The sequence below is a fragment of the Leptospira jelokensis genome (assembly GCF_004769635.1).
GTDB classification, from domain to species: domain Bacteria; phylum Spirochaetota; class Leptospiria; order Leptospirales; family Leptospiraceae; genus Leptospira_A; species Leptospira_A jelokensis.
Window position 1 is genome coordinate 5,001 of record NZ_RQGH01000011.1, and the last position, 18,259, is coordinate 23,259.

Below are 18,259 nucleotides of genomic sequence, written 5' to 3' on the forward strand. Positions count from 1 at the left end.
ACTTCTGTGGTTAAGTGAGACATACTTTCTGTATTTTCGACGGCTATATTTGAAATTGAGACTGCAACACCGGATATTTCTTCGATCGAAGCAGATACTTCTTCCGTTGCAGCGGATTGAGATTGCAGATTAAGTGCAAAATCGGAGGTAATTTGCTTCATCGCATTCGATTCTAGTGACAAATGACCGGCTGCAGATTTAATATGGTGAATCAATTCACTTTGAGCCTGAATCATTCTTTCGAATATTTGAAAGAATTCGGCGAGAATGTCTGACTTTTTGTATTGGATATGAACTTGGAAATTGCCCATGCCAACTTCCTTAAACGCTTCTTCTAATTTTGAGAAAATCGTTGTTATCCAATTGCTTTGAATGAGGCCAACTCCAATACTAATCGGTATGATGATGATTAAGGAAAATAGGATTTGAAGTAAAAGATGAACCTTCCATGAGTTTGCAAGGTAAAAAGTGAATAGCGAAACAACGGAACATAATATCCCGAAGCCCAGAAAAATAATGAGAAAGTAAATTCGAATTCGATTCCGCATACGATTGCGATATCTTACCAAAAACCAGAAGGATTAGGCGAGTAAAAAAAACCTATTTCGCTGCATTCATCCCAAATTTCTTTTTTTGATTCCGCTAAAAATTTTTGAGAAATGAAAACATTCAAATCTGGGATCACAGTAAAAAATTTACAAAATCTCCAAACATCTCTTCAACCTCCTACTGCATGATGCAACATATTGGTGATCGAGCTAACTTGTTACATTGTATCTGTAACTTGATTGCAAATAGCATTGACCACATCGTAACTTCGGAAGAAGTTTTTCCACAACCAAGTCCCCATATACAGAATCAATTCCAGTTATACGAGACAGAGCAAATTACTTGTAGTGAGTTCACTTAGGTAAGCTCAGTGCGAGTATCGAACTATGGGAATCTAGTTGGCGCAAGTGGCGACTAAATTTCTTTCTGAAGAGTTCCGTCCCCCGCCCAGATTAGGGAAGACGGGAGTGGCTCGAGGGCTCTGCAAAATCCCTTACTAAAAATCTCCCTTATCTAAAGTTGTTCCAACTTCTGTAATTTATCGCCCATCCATATCAGCTTTTGTTTTGACAATGTTTAAGGTTGATGTGTAGATTTTGGCAGAGTGAACCTTCTGCATCAAAAATTCATCGCAGCTATCCTGAATTTCTTTTTCCCTCCTTGGGGTTTTTATTTTTTAAATGACCGTTTCTATTTTTGGCGAAGCCTTCCCTTCTCATTACTTTATGGAGTTTTTGTTTCAAGCATTGCCTTTCTTTCCGTCCAAGTTTTCTCCGGAAAGGCAACGATTGTGATTCTAATATTTTTTGTTTTTTTCTGGAATATCTCTTGGGTTCGTTTAACTCTCTTTTCTTTTGATAAAAACCTTCAGTCGCAAGCCAAACAATTCCCAAATTCAATATGGTTTCTTCCGTTTATGATAATTTTGATTTTTTCAGTGCGATTTTTACTGAGGGAAAAATTAGAAAATTTGATTGCAAAGCCTATGATTGTATCAACGCACTCAATGGAGCCCAACATAAACTATAATGACATTGTTATAATGACTGAAATGTTTAATGAAACAAATCTAGAAAGAGGGGACATTGTTTCCTACCAATATGAAGAAGAAAATTATATTTCTCGTATCATTGGGATGCCAGGAGAAACGATAAAAATGTTTTCTTATTGGGATTATTTGTCAACTTATCAAGATTATAAGAATGGAGAGGAATTCTATAAGAAAAAGATCGGAACCAATGATTTCTCGGATTGGAAGGGCTATGGTATTTCATTATTCCATGAAAAGATAGGTAATAAAAATGTCTTAATCTTCGATAGCTACAGAAATCAAATTTTTGAGCCAAATGAAAATATAACCATTGGTTTGTATCAGTATTTTGTTTTGGGGGATGATCGAAGTTCTGATTCAAAAAGAAAGAATTCATCTGGCTTGATTGAAGATTCAATGATTAAGGAGAAGTTTCTATTTTCACTTATTTCCAATGACGCTCGAATGGAAGGAATTGTGATCTGTGAGAGTGATACAGATGTTATATGTAATTTCAAACGATACCTTCAGTCTTTTTTATTTTTAAGTAAGAGATGGTTGTTCGTTGGTTATGATAATAAAAATGAAATCGTAATCGAGGATTTTGATCAGATTAGGAAGGATCCAGCTACTATGGTGGTTGAGGATTTGCCAAAGAAAGGGAATATACCTACCAATGAAAGATTTTGTGTTCTAAGCCAGAATGGACTACGGTTACGAAAAGAACCGAATTTAGAGTCAGAGAAAATCGAGTTGATACCCTTCGAAGAAGAGTTACTCGTAACCAAACAGAAGGAAGAAAAAATCACTGTCGATGGGAAAGAAGGAAGTTGGGTGCAAGTCACTTACAAAGATAAGGTAGGTTGGGTATTTAATGGTTATTTGGATTGGCATTGCCACAAGCACCAAGATGTTAATCGTTCTAAAATTGATGAATGGGATGTGATTGGAGTTTGGCACACAGAGGAAAATAGAAATCATTACCTAAATTTGAAAGCAGATGGTCGATTTTTCGCAAGATTGTTTGGTGGTTGTGACAATGATGGATGCACGGTTTCTGAATTTTCGGGATTTTGGAAGATCAATGATCATTATGTGATTTTAAAATCAGATGGTGGCCCAACAAGCCTTCGGACCTATATTTATTGGATTGAAGAGGGCGTATTATGGACCGACATAGAGCACCATGGATTAAAAGAAAACTATGATAATGACATTGTGCCTATGTTCGTCAAAGAACGGTAAAGCTCTCTTTCGATTTGGGATACCAGAATTAAAAACCTAACTAAAGTTTGTCATTTAAAATGAATTCATGTTAGGATCTACAACTTTTTTTGTGGGATTTCTGACGAGTGTCCATGGGAATTTATCTCTCCTCTTCCTTTTACATTTCCATTCCCTCATCTAACGTATACTATATGTGAAAAATCGTATCATTTTTTAGGGCATTCGATTTTAATACTTATTTTTATCCAGAGGAATAGAAAATCAATTTACAAGCAGAATCTACCAATGTTAGGTTGCCATTATGTTTAGAATCAAATATTTCACCTTATTTACAGTGTTCTTTCTTTTGAGTCAGTGTAAATCACTTCAAACTCAAGATCCATTTTACAACTCGCCAACTCAGGTAAATTTATCGAGTGATTTTAAGATCAACTTGGTTGAATTAGGTTTCTATCGCAAAATCGGCGAAGATTGGTGGGGTGAAGATTTTTATGTGGCTACGTTTGAAGTAACAAACCTAACAAAAAACTTTCGATTTTTTAATATCTGTGAAGAAAAATTATCGGAACCTTATTTCGAAATTTCTGCAAAACGATCTAGTTTCGGTCGTTATTATGAAACTTCGCCCGCGCGATTTGAGAAATCAGATTTTGTGAATGGATTTCCCGAAATGAAGTTACTCGTCGAGATTACAAATCCTGAACTTGTTCCTCGGGCTACGTATGCTGGCAAAGCTGTTTTTCCCAAAGTGAATGGAAATACGTATGCTGCTGCAATGACTGCTTGCCATTATGGAATCCCAATGTCAAGGGATACAGATGCTGGCAATACCAAAACAGGATGGATCGGTCAAAATGGAGGGAAAGGTACGATCCGAGCAATTTATTCCGTTCCGGCTGGCGCTCGTTTGCTTAGGTTTGAACAACAGAAATATTTTACAGCAAATTTAGAAAGGTTTGAAAAACAAAAATAGAATCTGAATTGTTAGTAGTCCAACATTCAACTGAATGAAAGGCTACTAACTTTGATTATACTTTAGATTCGAAAATTCAAAATCTCTTTTATTTTGCGATGGGAACTGAGGACCACTCTGTTCCTTCCAAATCTAACTTAGTTTCTTTTTCGATTTCTGCTTTTAATTCTGGTGTTTGCACAATTTCTTTAAATCCAGAATAACCAGAAGTATCAGGTGTGCCGCCACCAAGCAATGCCGATGCGATCGCTCCCGCTACTTTGATACCCAAACTGGTTTTAAAACTACCAACGATGGATTCACCTACATTGTCCATATCTGGATCTTGTTCCAGTGGCGTTCCGTTGAATTCGATTCTGTACTTTCCTAACACTAAAACTTGATTTGGTTTCACAGTGAATTTTGATTTTTCAAGATTCGCTCGGTCAAACACGTGATAAAAATTGGCTTCAGGTTGGTTTTGGTTTCCTTTTTGGTGGATATGGGCACCAGCAAAGGCATAATCACCTGGCTCGATATTCAGATAATACAATCGAGATTGGGATGCGAAATTTGACTCCATTAACTTGAGTTCGCTGATTTTCTTTTTAGTTTTGTCAAATTTTACAAGCCAAACCCTTTGGGCACTTTGGTCTCCAAATAATAGTTTGGGAACTCCCATTTCAAATACGATAGCGGAAGATTTATTTGGATAGTTTGGTAAAATATCCGGTTTCGATCTGCAATTGAATATTGTAGCTGCAAGGGCAAGTGTAATTAAGATTCTCATTTGTTTCCTGTTTTTGGATTTTTATGATAAAATAATCTAATGGAAGTTAAATTGTCAACGAAAATATAGTTTGGTTATCGTAACTACAATTCACAGTGTATAATTTTTCTCGGAAACTACCTGGTTTCTTCCCTTTTTCTTTGCTTCATATAAATATTGGTCAGCAATGTTGATGATTGATTCGGGATTTTCTTCTTTTGAGCGGAGTAGGGAAATTCCAACACTTGTAGAACAATTCAGCTGTTTGTCTTTAAGAGAAAACGAAAGGGAATGGAACGTCTTACGAATTTTTTCCGCTACGACAATCGCGCCTTCTAAATCGGTGTTCGGTAGAAGAACGAGGAATTCTTCTCCACCCCATCGGGAAGGAAAATCTTGTTTTCGTAAAGATGATTTTAGAACTTTTGCAAATTCTACTAATACGAGATCACCGATTTCGTGCCCATAGGTATCATTGATGGATTTAAATAAATCTAAATCAAATAACAAAAATGCAATGGGATATGGATTTGAACTGCGGTGTTGCCTCGCCATTTCGATTTCCAAATTTGAAAAGAAAGATCTGCGATTGGAAATTCCTGTTAATGGGTCTGTCATCGCAATGGCCAATAATTTTTCGTTTACATCTGTTAACGAAGAAAACAATTTTGAGACAATTTGATTAACGATGAATGCACTTCCACCTAACAATAGAGATGAGATGAATATACTTAGTAAGGTTGGTTTTACAGGCGGCATGATGATGTTTACTAAAGGTAAAATTTCATAATAAACCAAAAATCCCATCGAGCTGAAGAGAACTGTTGCTAAAAATGCATTGTAGATACCATAGTTCCTATCTAGTGACATACTGCTAAGAGCGATGGATCCTAAGTAACCTAAGATAAAAAATGAAGTGATATGCCCTGTGCCATAAGCGAGGACGGTTAGCCAAATTAAATCAAATGTAGCCGGTACATACCCACTCCACCATACATCTTTTTCGATTAAAATATCAAAATGGATCAAAAGGAACCAAACACTTGAAAAAAACAAGTGTACGAGTCCAATGCCAACAATCCAGGGCAATTGAAATGAATAAAAGATAAGTACCATGATAAGGGTATAAATACATCGTGCTAAGTTAGCAGTTTGGAATTTTTCTGTTTCAGAAGTATTGGAAATTGATTTGGAACTGATTGTTAGATTGAGTTCTGGATTTTGTTTCATGGAATTAGGAGGACCATTTTTTTCCCATCGTCCATGTTAAGGACAAATACTCATTTGGAATTAGGGGAATTTGGGAAGTTAGATTCAGGATAAAAATATGCCCCACGACACTGAAGGAAAGGTGAAACAGGAAAGGGTGTCAACCAATTAAATGAAAGAGTAGTTTTAGAGTTGATCCTTTCCTTCGCAATTGGGAGTTCCAAACCTAAGGCAATTAGAAATGGACAACTGTTGAGGAATCACTAAAATTCTTGAATCAGTGGTTCAAATTTTTTAATACTTTCCCCTCCATAATGAAAAACGATAAATGATTTTTGGAAAAACGAAATCCAACACAACGTTTACCTAAATGATAAAAAAAGGGAACCCCTCTGCTCAATCGTTCTTCCATGTTAGGTGATATCGCCAAAATTTGTTCCCTTAATTTTGATAATACTTTTTTTTCCTTCTCTGGTAATTGATTTAAGTATCGCTCGACTTCGTTTGTATCTTTCATTGTTCGATTTTTATTATGAAAGAGAAATTTAAATTGGAGATTTTCTCATGATGGATTGGTTTTACCAAATGTAACTCTTTTTAAAAAATGCCAATCGATGATCAGGACAAGCAGAGAAACGATGGATAGTCCCAGTGCCCAAAAGAAAGATAAATAATCAGAAAGCACACCAAATCCAGGGATTCCTGGTTGAGCATTTCTGATTGCTGGCAAAACGAGAACTAGTAAGGCAAATAGGAATAATTCAGAAACATGTATTTCTTTTTGGTACAATAAGATTCGCGTTGTAATCAATATCGTAATCAATCCAATACAGAACATTGTCACCATGATGAAGACAGAGACAAATTGGTTGCTTTTTGTTCGTTCCACTTGGATGATGCGGTCTACATTCCCTGTGGATCGATCGACCCAAAAATCTTCTACTGGTTTATCAAAAAATTCCAGTTTATAACTGGCAATAGGTGATTGCATATTAAATACAATTGGGATTCCCATGTAATCTATTTCAGATGTTTTTTTGAAAAATCCCAAACTAATCGTGGATTGGAATTGATCAAAGGGATAGTCAGTAATCGTTCCAACTAAAGGTAAAGTGATTAAAATTTTACGGATTGGTTGCTTGGCTTTGAAGTTAAACTCTTCATTGCTACTGTAAGAAATTAATCTGAGATCTTCTTTCGGTGTGTCGGACCTTCGGTTGAAACTCAAATCCTCAGCCAAATAAATTCTTAACTCGACCTTCGCTTCCCTTTTGTCAATTTCAACAGATCTTACATCAGCATGGATTACGGAAGTTTTTACATGATCGATATCGACGTCCGTAAAAGATGCAAAGTCTGATTTATCTTTTATAAAATACCGTACGCTTGCAATGTAACTTCCAGTAATTAGAATTAAAATTAAAAAAATTAATTGGAATCGGTTAGATGAAACTAAACTTCTAAGCGAATTCATGATAAATTTGTCCATGCTAAGGATACTAATGTGAAAAGTGCTAAGAAGAAAATGAATCCGTAAAAGTAAATTTGAAACGTATACAAACGGATAATGCCTTCAAAAGATTTGATTAAATCTTCAAGTGTTAGGATTTCCTTACCTGAAGCTAATTTGAAAAGAAGTGATACCCTGACAGTAAGGTAACCTAAAATGATCTGCAATAATCCTTCAAAAATGTTCCCGTAATTGTCTTTGATCGTAACTAGTCCACCGATTAAGTAAATGACACCTAAAACAATTAGAATTTTCCCAAATAAACTCATCCTAGATGAGAGTTTATGCAGGATACGGTTAATATTGATTTCAGTTGTTTGTTGTTCCATTATTCTTTTTCCTTTTCTAATCTTTTACATGCTTGCACAAGTCCTTGTCCATTATTGCAAGCCAAGTCTAAATATTTGATTCCTTCATTTCGATCTCCTAAAAGTAGATTTGCCCGACCAATGGAATAAGAGTTTTGGTGGGAAACTACCATGTCTTTTTGTTGTGCATAAACTTCACTGTTTTCAGCCTCTAAGTGGTATTCCCTTGCTTTTTCGTAATTCCCTGCCAGTAAATAACTATCTCCAAGGTAAGATAACAACCGATATGTGGGTGTAAACTTTTCCTTACAACTCTCTAATAACTTGGTTCCTTTGACGGAATCTTCGTAGTAGGCATAATTAAATCCATACTCTATACAATAATCCAAACTATCTGGTTCCTTTTTGGCAGCTAATTCAAAACTTTTCAACATTTTGGGTGTAAGACTTTCCTTCCATTGGTCATAGTAACTCAATCCCAAAACGTAATCATATAAACCGATGTCACTTTTCTTTTGAGATAATTCGGTAGTTAACTTTTCAATTCTTTTCAGTTGGTCGCGACGGTATGAGGGGGAGTGGACCCAATACTCAAACAAACTATGTTTTGAAAGGATGTTATCTCCTTTTTCATGAGTTTCTAAACTCCTTTGGATCAAAGTAAATGCTTCGCTATCCAATGCAAATTTTGAATCAGGAAAATTGTTTGAATTTCTTAACTTCACTAAGGCTAAGCCGATAAAACATTCTTCACGATCGGACTGAAGTGAGATACAAGTTTTATAGGATTCCTCTGCGTTTGCGTAATCATTCGCATACAAACGCAAATTCCCTTCTAAAATAAAAAATTCCGCATTCCTTGGGTCTGAATTAAAGGAAGTATTTTCCATTCCAATCGCAATGTTATAATAATTGAGAGCCTTATCATATTTCTCATTCCAGATTTTTGAATATAAGTTGTAATCATTTTCCCAGAACTTAAATACCAATTCATCTAACTGGAATATGTCGTGGCCCATCCGTATATGAGATTCAAAAATTTTATTTTGAAATGGAAAATTTCCTGTTACATCGTTTTCAAATCCTTTTGTAAAGTATTGGATTGCAAGTTCGGGATTATTTTCTGTATCTAAATAAAATAGTCCAAGTTCCCAATTTTCTCGGACCAAACTTGGGGTGTTTTCAATTTGTTTGATGAGCTTTGATTCATATGATTTTTTTTGGAGGTAAATTCCTAAATCTTTTGCCCATCCAATTTTATCAAATACGCCAAACGAATGTTTGAGATCCAAATTCCCTAAACTCAAAAAAACGAGTATAAAAGCAAAGATTGCCTCTGAAATAAGAATCCGTATGTGTTTGTATTCTTTACTTAGAATTTTGAGTCCTAGTTTCATTTTTATCTCCTAATATCCTATGATTGTTTCGGCGTTCACTTCTTCCACTTTCCCAAATGATTTCATCATTTGGCGATTGATCTTTTTGGAATCACCTATCAATGAAATTTGAAACACACCAGAGGCACTTATGTTTTTGGTAAAGTTTAGAAAATCTTTCCAATTTTTGTTTTGAATGGATTCAAAAACCAAACGATCTAAATCTTCTTTGATGTTTAATCTCTGGGATCGAATGTATTCATCGATTAAGTACTTGTCTGATTTCGAAATCGTATTTGCTGCATTGATCATAGATAGTTTTGCTTCTTCAAATCGTTTTTCTGAAATGGATTCTAAACGTAGACTTTCCTTGGAATCTGATAAACAACTTTGTAATTTATCTACTTGGCAAGATAAACTCGCCATCCAGAGGATCGGATCGGTATGCGAGTCAGGGAAATCCAAAAAAAGATTTGCAGCGTAGGCATTTCCAGTCTGTTCACGCATTGCCATAAAATAAGGAGAAGCCAATCCATCATACAACGCATTGAATAAACCAATGTATGGAAAAGTATTTTTATCTTTTATGTCTATGGTTGCAAAATAATTTAACTCTGCATGTGGCCTTTTCCGATTGAGTACATAAAAGGTAGTTTCTTTGTTTGGTCTAAATTTCTTTTTTGAAAGGTTTGTGGGATCAATTGGCTTTATTTTATGGAGGTATTCGTTGAAGATACTATTTTCTAAAGTATCAAAGTTCATGTTCCCATAATAAGTGATTTTTGCTTTGTATTTAAGTAAGTCACCTAGTAAGTTGACTGCTTCTGAGGATTTAAAGGATTTTAAATCCTTGGGTGTGGCATAAAAGTAACGAAGGTTGTTTTTTCCATACAATGCATACTGGTGCAAAGCTAAATCGAGAGAAAACTCATCTTCTTTATGATTCTCTAATCGAACTATGTAATCACTCACTACATTTTCCCAAACTTCTTTGGAGGAGTTAACGGATTTGATCGAATGTTCTAATAATCGGAAAGAAGAAAGGAATTGTTCGTCTTCTCCTTCCATTGTGATTTCAAGTGTTTCTCCGTTTGTTAAGATAGATAAGGAGCTTCCTAGTAGGTAAAATTTTGTCGATAAGGCATTTGCGGTGTATAAATCAGTTCCTAGATGTTTCCAGTAATCGATTGAGATATCTAAGTAAGGGCTGATCCAGGCTCCTTTTTCGATGATCATTTTAAATTTAAATAATGAATTTTCTTTGTTCTTTTGGTATATAAATTGGTTTCCGTTTGGATAGGTTTTTGAAACAATTTGTTCGAAGTCCGCAAAGCTTGGAGACAATGAATGAGATGGTTCTGTAGAAAATTCCCTTTTGAATTTTGATTCCTCTTCTTTGCTAAATTCTAATTTTGAAATCAGAGGTTTATCGATAAAAGCATAATTCTCTTTCCCTTGTTTGGTTTCAATTGACACTATATTATTGTTCACATAGGTTTTTACAAACTCACTCAGATCGTCTTTTGTGATTTGGTTTAAAGATTCAAATTTTTTTTGTAGGTCTTGGTAATTCCAATTTGAGAGAAACATTTCAGACATCTCATGGATTCGGAATCCATTATGATCTTTGTATTTGATATGATTGAGTTTTTCGTTTTTTTGAATGGATTGGACTTGTTCATCCGTAAAATCTTTTGTTTCAATTTTTTTGAATGCCGCTAAGATTTCTAATTTTGTTTCATCAAGGGATTTGATTTTACTTGGTTCAATCCAAATATTGAGGATGAGGTAGTCTTTCCATTCCGTAATCGTGGTGGAAACAGAACTTACTTTCTGACTGTAGTACAAACTTTCATCCAGAAGTCCATTATGACCATTGGAAAGTAATAATGATAAAATATTGAGTTCAGATAACAATTTGGGTGAAGTTTTAGGAAGTTTGATTCCGAAGAGATAAATTTTCTTTTTAGATGGAACCCAAATCGTATTTTTAGATTCTTGTGGTTTATGTTCAGGGATTTGAAGTTTTGATTTCGTTTCTTTGGATGGCATACTACCAAAGGTTATTTTGATTTCATCCATCACTTCCTTTGGATTCAAATTTCCAGACATACAAATAGCCATTTTGGAAGGTGCATAGTTCTCTTGGAAAAATTGGTGGATTTTTTTTAGAGAAGGGTTCTTCAAATCCTCATCTTTTCCAATGGGTGTTTTTACACCATAGGGGTGATTGGGAAACATGATTTCGTGGTATTGTTTGAATAAATTAGAACGAAAATCCATAACTCGTAAATTTCGTTCTTCAAAAACCGATTCCAGTTCGGTATGGAAGGTTCGGAACACTGGGTCTCGGAATCGTTCCCACTCTAATTGAATGAAATTTTTGATTTGGTTTGCGGGAACTGTTGCAACATAGAATGTCCGATCATTGGAAGTGAACGCATTGGAATCTGTGATTCCCATTTTACTTTGTAATCTCGAAAATTCATTGGGTATGACAAACTGGCTCGCTTCAAACGATAGTTTGTCGATTTGTTCATAAATCTGTTTTCGTTTGCCTTTCTCTTTTGTTTGGCGATAAGTTTCGTATAAGGATTCAATCTGTTCTAAGTAGGGTTTTTCTTTTGAAAAATCACTGGTTCCTATTTTACTTGTTCCTTTAAACATCAAATGTTCTAAATAATGTGCAAGGCCAGTTGCATCCTCTGGATCATCTGCGGAGCCTGCATTGATGAGGATTGAAGTTTGTACTACTGGTTGTTTGGGATTTACACTTAAGTAAACGGACAATCCATTTTCTAGATGATACTCTTCAACGGGGAATGGTTCCGAAAAAAGTGAAACCAAGCTGTTGCAGTGGAGTTGCAATACTGACAAAGGTAAGATGAAGAGTCGAAATTTACTGAAACGGGAAATCATTTAGATATCAAAAATCTTCCCGCCGTTGATTTTCTTGCAAGAAAAAACTAGTGATTGACCATTTAACATATCGTTTATTTTAAATGCTGTTAGGGGAAAAATATGAGTTATGACGAAAATCTGAAAGGATTAAAAGGTTGGTTGGTTTTGGTAGGGATTGGGCTTGTCATTTTTCCGATCCGTTTGGGATACCTTTCTGGTCCTTTGTTTTATAATATGTTCACAGATGGAAGTTTTGAGTATTTGACAACACCTGGAACTGAATCATACCACCCTCTATGGAAACCACTTTTGTTTTTTGAAGCATCCTATAATGCGCTTCTATTGATCGCAAGTTTAGTGTTGTTGTTTTTGTTTGTGTCGAAACATTATTTATTTCCAAAAGGATACGCTTTGTTTTTGTTTTTACCAGTGGTGATTTTACCTTTGGACCTTTGGCTTGCATCACTCATTCCAATGGGAGATGATCCATTGGACCCTTCTACGCTTAAGGAAATGGTTCGTTCTGTGGTAGCCGCTTTGATATGGATTCCTTATATGTTCCTTTCCAAACGTGTGAAAGCCACATTCGTGGAAGGTAAATCGCAAACAGGTTCGATGGATTCAGAGCAAACCACAAACTAAATCAGTTTCTGTATCACAATTTACACTCCATCCTTTTTCATTTAAGGATGAGTGTGGACGTTTTCTTCGGAAAAAATAGCGAACAAGCATGTAGGGATTACGACAAATGCATTGATCCCTCCATGTAGATAGTGCATTATGATTTGCAAGTTATTGTGGTCTACATCAAACAAAGAAAATTCTTTTCCAACTGCGATGCAAAGTGAAAAGAGAATGGAAAAAAAATGAATCCATAAAAAGAATTTTGAGATACTCCGCTTCGGTTTTAAAACTTTTAAAATATAAAGTGCAATAACTGGGAAAAGGACCATATACCCAATCACACCAATTTTTTTAAAGGGTCCGGATTGATCGATTCCAATCGCTATCACAAGGAATAAACTTAAAACAAGTCCCACAAAGACGGTAAGAATTTGCAATTTACTATTTTTGATCGCAAGAGAACAGATCCCTGATAAAAATAACCATCCTATAAAACAACCATGAATGCTTGCGTAAAAACTCCAGGTTTTGTTGTAACCTAATAAGTATAAATCATTTGTGCCACATACAAACCATGTTGCTGAAACCAAACTAAATAGAAATGGAACGAGTCCTAACCAGTGTTTGTTTCGTAAAATATCTTTTTTATGGATTTTGAAATAGAGAAAGAATCCAAAGCTAGAATAGAATAACCATAAAACGGAAACTTGTGGCAATATTCCCCAAACGGAAAGGAAAACGGAAACAATGGCAGGGTAATAGATTTGTTTGTATATTTTTGAGTTTTTTAAAAAGAAATAATTGCTTACGTAAGGAGAAATCGTATAACCAAAACAAAGAACGATGGATAGATAGTCGATTGTTCCTAACATATGTTCTCCCAATGGACAAAAATCCGATTCAAACACAAGAAATATTTAGTTTCCATTCTTTCGGTCTGCCATTTTATCAAATCCCTTTTTATTTGTTTGGAAAACGAAGGTATAATAAAATAAAAGGGTTAGTCCACTCCGAATTTTTAATTCCTATGTCACTTGGATTGCCTTTGTTTTCCTGGAAACGTTACAAGATTTCCGGATTGGTTTTATTTGCTCTTTGGCAAACAGAAGAAGACTTAAATCAATTTCTATTGTCAAAAGAATCGAAATGGATGCAATGGGGATGGCACGTACGTTTACGAATGATTAGACGGTGGGGGAAAATCCAAGAACTTGCGGAAGCAACTGTGTTTGGACGTAATTCAAATCCCGATCAAACAACAGTATCAATCACACTTGCGCGATTGAAACTAACTGAACTCCTTAGGTTCACGAAATGGGGAAAACCTGTGGAATCCCAAATACAAAACCATCCAGGAAAACAAATGGCATTGGCTGCCTTTCGTCCTCCCAGGCATTTTTTGACCTTCAGCATATGGAAAACAGAAGCTGACATTGAGCAAATGGTGAATGGAAACGATCCTATAAGAGACGGGATAAAACACAGAGATGCCATGGCAGAACGGAAGAGAAAGGATTTTCACTTTGAGTTTACGACACTTCGATTCGAAATGTTAGGTGGTAATGGATTGGAACTGGGTATCAATTCAAAATCTGTTTAGAAATTTCAAGGATGGTTCAACTCATTTCAACTAAATGGTTTTCTTTATGGGCCATCGGAAACACAACGAACATAATCAAATGAGGATTTTGTTTGGCTTGAAATGGCAAGACCTGTACAGTAATTGATAAACCAACCATCTGTTAAACTAAAGGCACTGCCTGTCCAATAACGACAAACTTTTGAAGCATCGTAAGGGAATAAATCTGTATTAATTTTAAATCCACTAGAACTGCAACTACTTCCGTTATCATCGGAAATTGTAGTAGGACTGTTGGCACAAAATAAAGTAAGTTTCATTTCATTTTTTGTAGCAGGTCGCCATGATCTTCCAGCAAGTGTTAGACCATTACAGTAAGACCAAATCCCACTTGTTCCAAGACCGTTCAGTTGAAGGGTACCAGGGTCATTACAAGAATTATCGTTAGCACTACAAAAGCGAAGCGTACTTGGAATTGCAGGTGAACATGTATTTGATGAATTTTCCCAAATTTGACCTGATGCACATTTAGCAAAAAAAAGATTTGTAGACGAATACACTTGGCTTCCAAATGTTCCTGCATTTCCTTGAAATCGAATTGTTCCGTCATTCATATCCGTAAAATTTCCCCAAGGATAGATCACTTGAATCCCTACCGAGACGCTCCCTCGAGACCGTTCGGATTCTACCAATATGAAAGGGGTCACAAATTGTGTAACCAATGACTTTTCTTTGGTCTCAGTTGATTGGAAAATATGGTAATACAAAGGGGAACAATGGTAGAACATTAGAAGCAAACTGGTAAATACGATTCGAATTTTTTTGTGCATACTTGCTAACATTGATGGATCCAATCCAAAATTTGAATTTCTGAATTCCAGTCGATTGTTACCGATGGAAATCCTCGTACCCATATTCTATATCACTGAATTCCGAGAATCATAATTTGATTTGTAGCACCTCCTTAAACAGGGGGTTTTTGTTCGAAAGCCATTGGAATCAAATTTTGCTTAGAAAAGATAATTTAAAAATAAAATTAATTTACTTGTTAAGGATTCACATGTATTTCAGTTCTATATTTGCATTTATTTCAGATTTAGGAATTGATTTTGAATTTTAAAGTTTTAGTTTCCATTCTACTATTTTCAGTTTTGATTCAGCCCATAAGTGCCACAAATATCCTGTTGCGAAATGGGGAAACTATCAAAGGTAAGGTGGTAAGCCAAGATGACCTAACCATACAAATAGTTCCAGATGGCGGTAGTCCCAAATATTTAAAAAAATCAGAAGTGCTAAAAGTCGTTTATAAAGAAGTGTCTGAAATGGAATTGAAAAACATTCGATTGGAGGAAGAAAAGAAAATTAGATCTGCTAACAAACAGTCACCTTCAAAGGAAAATGAGAAATTTGCCAATACATCCGAAAAGAATCTCCAAACAATTACTTTAAATCTAAATCAAACTCAAATTTGTGAACCATATTCGATGAATTCCCAATGGTATTGGTTGTATGGAAATTTTAGAATGACCACAGAAGAAGATTGGAACCAAATCTTACCAAAAGATGGACGATCCGTAAAAATGAAGCAAACTTCAACTTGGAAAGATACACTCATCACCATTTTCATAGGATCTTTAACCTCTATAACACGACGGACTACACTTGTTGAGGTTTGTGATTCAATGAATTAATTGAGTCGGCAAAATTTCAAAGGAACATTTGGGAACAAAAACAAATGGCTTGTTTCTGTTCCCAAATGATTGATTATTTCTTTTTATACTCTAACAGAACCACCTTCGACTTGTATTCCTTGGATCGGACGAATTTAAGTTGCTGATCCGATTGAATGGAATCAAATAAGGGCACGCCTTTGGCTATGACCATAGGATTTACTTTAACGAACAAACGATCAATTTCGTGATGTTCCCAAAGCAATCCAGCAAGTTTTCCACCACCACACAAATAAATATTCCCTTTGTTTTTCTCTTCGCGTAACAGTTGCAAGGTAGACTTTATTTCCGTTGTCCGGAGGATATTGATGTTTTCTCCGAAATGGTTTTTTACCAAATGGTCACTGACTAAATAGTGGTCCATCCATGGGTATGCTTTTTCCCCAGGGGTCAGACCAAAATTGAATCCATATTCGTATGTTTTTTTGCCCATCAGAACATCCGAATATTGGAGTAAATCGTTTTTATATTCAGTTGCATGGTCGCCTTCAGATAAAAACAATGATGTGTTTGTGGAATGGCTATCAATATAACCATTGATGGAAGTGGCTACGTAATAATGTATCTCTCTCATAAATCACCTAATCAGATTTAGAAATTGTTCGTTGGAAAGTGTGAAATAACACTTTGTTTGGATTGTAGGTGGGTTAGGAGCGAGTTATTACCATTGTCATTCGTCAGAAAGAACTTTCTTCTGTCTGCCTCATCTGCTGTTTTTCATGATAAGGAAAATAAGGATTTTGTAAATTCTTTTTTATCAATGATTGCATACGAATCAATCTTATATTTTAGTTTGAAGAGTTTGTCTTTGCCGGTGGGCAACAGATAGCTACTAATTCCTCAAGGTGATTTAAAATGAATTTAAATTTTTGAATCGCGGCACTTGGATTGAGTTGGTAGTAAACATGTTTCCCGGATTTTTCTCTATGAAGGATTCCTACTTCTTGTAACAAGGAAAGGTGCCTTGAAATCACCGAACGATCGAAATGTAAATGTTTGGAAAGTTCCGATACGTCTGCACGACCATACCGTAATACTTGTTTTAATACTTCTATGCGACTTGGTTCAGACAAAGCCGTCAAAAATTTTGAATCTAAAACAGAATCTAAGGCTTCGATAGCGGATTCTCTTTTTTTTTCTGATGGTGTACGTGATTTTGCCACAATCATTCTAATCTAGAATTATGCGAGTAAGGGTCTAGTCTTTTTCCTTTTAGATTGACAATCTGTGTTTACATCAACTATGTGTATATGTGCACAAAGGTGCATACATACACATAGGAGCGGATTATGGAATTAAGAGACTTAAGTTTAGTATTTTTGGTAATGTTTGCAGGCCTTGCTTTTTTTGATGGTATAATATTACACTTGTGGAAGTTTAAACTCTACAAATACAATGATACCATTTATGAACACAAATTGCATACATATAGAGCAATTCTTTTCCCTATAGTGCTCGTTGGATTGTTTCTTTTGGATTTGTCGGGAATTCTATATTTACTAATCCTTTGCGTTGTATCTATTGATTTGTTGATCCAAGTTTTTGATATGTGGGAAGAAAAAGATGCCCGTAGTCGATTTGGTGGACTTAGTTCAGTTGAATATATCTTACATGTAACACTAACGTCTCTTCATTCATCAATGTTATTGCTGTATATACTTTCCAAACCTCTGAATTCAATGTCTTTTCAAATTATGGAAATCAGTATGACCAATGGGATTCAACATTTTGTTGCCACTAACATTCTGCCTGGTGCGATTCTTGTCGCAATCTTACATATCGTTTTATGCCACCCATATTTTCGAGAGCCAAATGTTTCCACAATGCTCAATACGATAGAAAGTAGTTCTGAATTGATGCTAAATGAGAATCCCAATTGATACATTGTTGACAAGGAAACAAAATTTTGCGATACTACGGATTCGTTTCCGATTTTGATTTAGAGTTTGGTTGTTGCATGTAGTGACGCAACAACCATTCAGTTTAATTGCCCGAGAGTTTTTGTGCTTCTTCACATTCAGGGATGGACACTTTTTCTTTGGCTCCTTTGAAACTGTCGCAGGTTAATTTTCCAAAGGCGCTAATGCATTTTTCAAAGGCTTCCACTTGGTCGGCGGTCACTTCTCTTTTTTCTTCGATTCTTTTTTTCTCCGCTTCTTTCATTTTCTCATCGAAGAAGGAGATACAATTTTCTTCCGATTGCATAAAAGGAGGGATCATATTGCGGTAAGCAGGAGGAATTTTTGCAAACTCGTCTTTTGTGCATTCAATCGTTTTGGAACACATTGTTTTTTGAAATTGTGGGACCAGTTCTTTGAGTTTGGCTTCTGGGGATTGTGAAATTTTGTTGCAATACCCGAGTGCAAAAAGGCAAGAAACAATTGTTAACGTTTGTAATGTTTTGGTCATAAAAACCTCTAGATGGTAGAATTTGACCAAACTTACAAGTTTTCAATGCTTATGGAAAGAATTATTTGTAAATTTGGTATTGTTCT

General features: G+C 35.5%; 19 protein-coding genes (1 of these 19 running past the window's edge). 6 read left to right on the plus strand and 13 right to left on the minus strand.

Going from position 1 to position 18,259, the window contains the following annotated elements; translation table 11 throughout:
- Positions 1–548, minus strand: partial view of a methyl-accepting chemotaxis protein gene (locus tag EHQ62_RS04520; protein ID WP_135641040.1) — the 5' end (the start) only. Its footprint begins 1,141 nt before the window's first position; 548 of the gene's 1,689 nt are visible here — the first part of the coding sequence; the start codon lies at positions 546–548; its stop codon lies beyond the left edge, outside the window.
- A 917-nt stretch (positions 549–1,465) separates the two neighbouring features.
- On the opposite strand from EHQ62_RS04520, the gene lepB reads away from it, so the two are divergent.
- The gene (gene lepB, locus EHQ62_RS04525) at positions 1,466–2,824 is read left to right on the plus strand and encodes a signal peptidase I (RefSeq protein ID WP_135641041.1); all 1,359 of its coding nucleotides are present in this window, start codon (positions 1,466–1,468) and stop codon (positions 2,822–2,824) included.
- Between the two features lie 283 nt (positions 2,825–3,107).
- Positions 3,108–3,779, plus strand: coding sequence for a hypothetical protein (locus EHQ62_RS04530; protein WP_135641042.1), 672 nt, complete (start codon positions 3,108–3,110; stop codon positions 3,777–3,779).
- 88 nt (positions 3,780–3,867) lie between these two features.
- On the opposite strand, the gene EHQ62_RS04535 is transcribed toward EHQ62_RS04530, so the two are convergent.
- From EHQ62_RS04535 to EHQ62_RS04565, 7 genes are all read right to left on the minus strand, one after another.
- The gene (locus EHQ62_RS04535) at positions 3,868–4,548 is read right to left on the minus strand and encodes a hypothetical protein (protein WP_135641043.1); all 681 of its coding nucleotides are present in this window, start codon (positions 4,546–4,548) and stop codon (positions 3,868–3,870) included.
- Between the two features lie 90 nt (positions 4,549–4,638).
- On the minus strand, positions 4,639–5,757 hold the full coding sequence (locus EHQ62_RS04540; protein WP_208720621.1) for a GGDEF domain-containing protein: 1,119 nt from the start codon (positions 5,755–5,757) through the stop codon (positions 4,639–4,641).
- Between the two features lie 256 nt (positions 5,758–6,013).
- Positions 6,014–6,253: a DUF1801 domain-containing protein gene (locus EHQ62_RS04545; protein ID WP_135641044.1), complete on the minus strand. Its 240-nt coding sequence runs from the start codon at positions 6,251–6,253 to the stop codon at positions 6,014–6,016.
- A gap of 45 nt (positions 6,254–6,298) precedes the next feature.
- Positions 6,299–7,210 carry a DUF4436 family protein gene (locus EHQ62_RS04550; protein WP_135641045.1) on the minus strand — a complete coding sequence of 304 codons (912 nt, stop codon included), beginning with the start codon at positions 7,208–7,210 and terminating at the stop codon, positions 6,299–6,301.
- A complete protein-coding gene (locus EHQ62_RS04555) occupies positions 7,207–7,575 on the minus strand; it encodes a hypothetical protein (protein ID WP_135641046.1) in 369 nt (122 codons plus the stop codon). Before EHQ62_RS04555 ends, EHQ62_RS04550 begins: the two co-directional genes overlap by 4 nt.
- Positions 7,575–8,951: a tetratricopeptide repeat protein gene (locus EHQ62_RS04560; protein WP_135641047.1), complete on the minus strand. Its 1,377-nt coding sequence runs from the start codon at positions 8,949–8,951 to the stop codon at positions 7,575–7,577. Before EHQ62_RS04560 ends, EHQ62_RS04555 begins: the two co-directional genes overlap by 1 nt.
- 9 nt (positions 8,952–8,960) lie before the next feature.
- Positions 8,961–11,849 carry a M16 family metallopeptidase gene (locus tag EHQ62_RS04565; protein ID WP_135641048.1) on the minus strand — a complete coding sequence of 963 codons (2,889 nt, stop codon included), beginning with the start codon at positions 11,847–11,849 and terminating at the stop codon, positions 8,961–8,963.
- A 102-nt stretch (positions 11,850–11,951) separates the two neighbouring features.
- On the opposite strand from EHQ62_RS04565, the gene EHQ62_RS04570 reads away from it, so the two are divergent.
- A complete protein-coding gene (locus EHQ62_RS04570; RefSeq protein WP_135641049.1) occupies positions 11,952–12,473 on the plus strand; it encodes a DUF2569 domain-containing protein in 522 nt (173 codons plus the stop codon).
- 41 nt (positions 12,474–12,514) lie between these two features.
- Here the strand turns inward: EHQ62_RS04570 and EHQ62_RS04575 are convergent, their stop codons facing one another.
- The gene (locus EHQ62_RS04575; RefSeq protein ID WP_135641050.1) at positions 12,515–13,327 is read right to left on the minus strand and encodes a hypothetical protein; all 813 of its coding nucleotides are present in this window, start codon (positions 13,325–13,327) and stop codon (positions 12,515–12,517) included.
- Positions 13,328–13,338: 11 nt separating this feature from the next.
- Here EHQ62_RS04575 and EHQ62_RS04580 point away from each other — a divergent pair, with 11 nt between their 5' ends.
- A complete protein-coding gene (locus tag EHQ62_RS04580; protein WP_135641051.1) occupies positions 13,339–14,055 on the plus strand; it encodes a hypothetical protein in 717 nt (238 codons plus the stop codon).
- 44 nt (positions 14,056–14,099) lie between these two features.
- On the opposite strand, the gene EHQ62_RS04585 is transcribed toward EHQ62_RS04580, so the two are convergent.
- Positions 14,100–14,648, minus strand: a complete 549-nt coding sequence (locus EHQ62_RS04585) for a DUF1566 domain-containing protein (protein WP_135641052.1) — start codon at positions 14,646–14,648, stop codon at positions 14,100–14,102.
- 495 nt (positions 14,649–15,143) lie between these two features.
- On the opposite strand from EHQ62_RS04585, the gene EHQ62_RS04590 reads away from it, so the two are divergent.
- Positions 15,144–15,725: an LA_0442/LA_0875 N-terminal domain-containing protein gene (locus tag EHQ62_RS04590; protein WP_135641053.1), complete on the plus strand. Its 582-nt coding sequence runs from the start codon at positions 15,144–15,146 to the stop codon at positions 15,723–15,725.
- Between the two features lie 73 nt (positions 15,726–15,798).
- On the opposite strand, the gene EHQ62_RS04595 is transcribed toward EHQ62_RS04590, so the two are convergent.
- Both EHQ62_RS04595 and EHQ62_RS04600 read right to left on the minus strand, forming a co-directional pair.
- Entirely contained in the window at positions 15,799–16,338 is a 540-nt protein-coding gene (locus tag EHQ62_RS04595; RefSeq protein WP_135641054.1) for a dihydrofolate reductase family protein, read from the minus strand.
- Positions 16,339–16,552: 214 nt separating this feature from the next.
- Positions 16,553–16,927 carry an ArsR/SmtB family transcription factor gene (locus EHQ62_RS04600; RefSeq protein WP_425269523.1) on the minus strand — a complete coding sequence of 125 codons (375 nt, stop codon included), beginning with the start codon at positions 16,925–16,927 and terminating at the stop codon, positions 16,553–16,555.
- A 126-nt stretch (positions 16,928–17,053) separates the two neighbouring features.
- On the opposite strand from EHQ62_RS04600, the gene EHQ62_RS04605 reads away from it, so the two are divergent.
- Positions 17,054–17,644, plus strand: coding sequence for a hypothetical protein (locus EHQ62_RS04605; RefSeq protein WP_135641055.1), 591 nt, complete (start codon positions 17,054–17,056; stop codon positions 17,642–17,644).
- A 103-nt stretch (positions 17,645–17,747) separates the two neighbouring features.
- Here EHQ62_RS04605 and EHQ62_RS04610 read toward each other — a convergent pair whose 3' ends face one another.
- A complete protein-coding gene (locus EHQ62_RS04610; protein ID WP_135641056.1) occupies positions 17,748–18,173 on the minus strand; it encodes an LA_2478/LA_2722/LA_4182 family protein in 426 nt (141 codons plus the stop codon).
- Between the last annotated feature and the right edge of the window lie 86 nt (positions 18,174–18,259).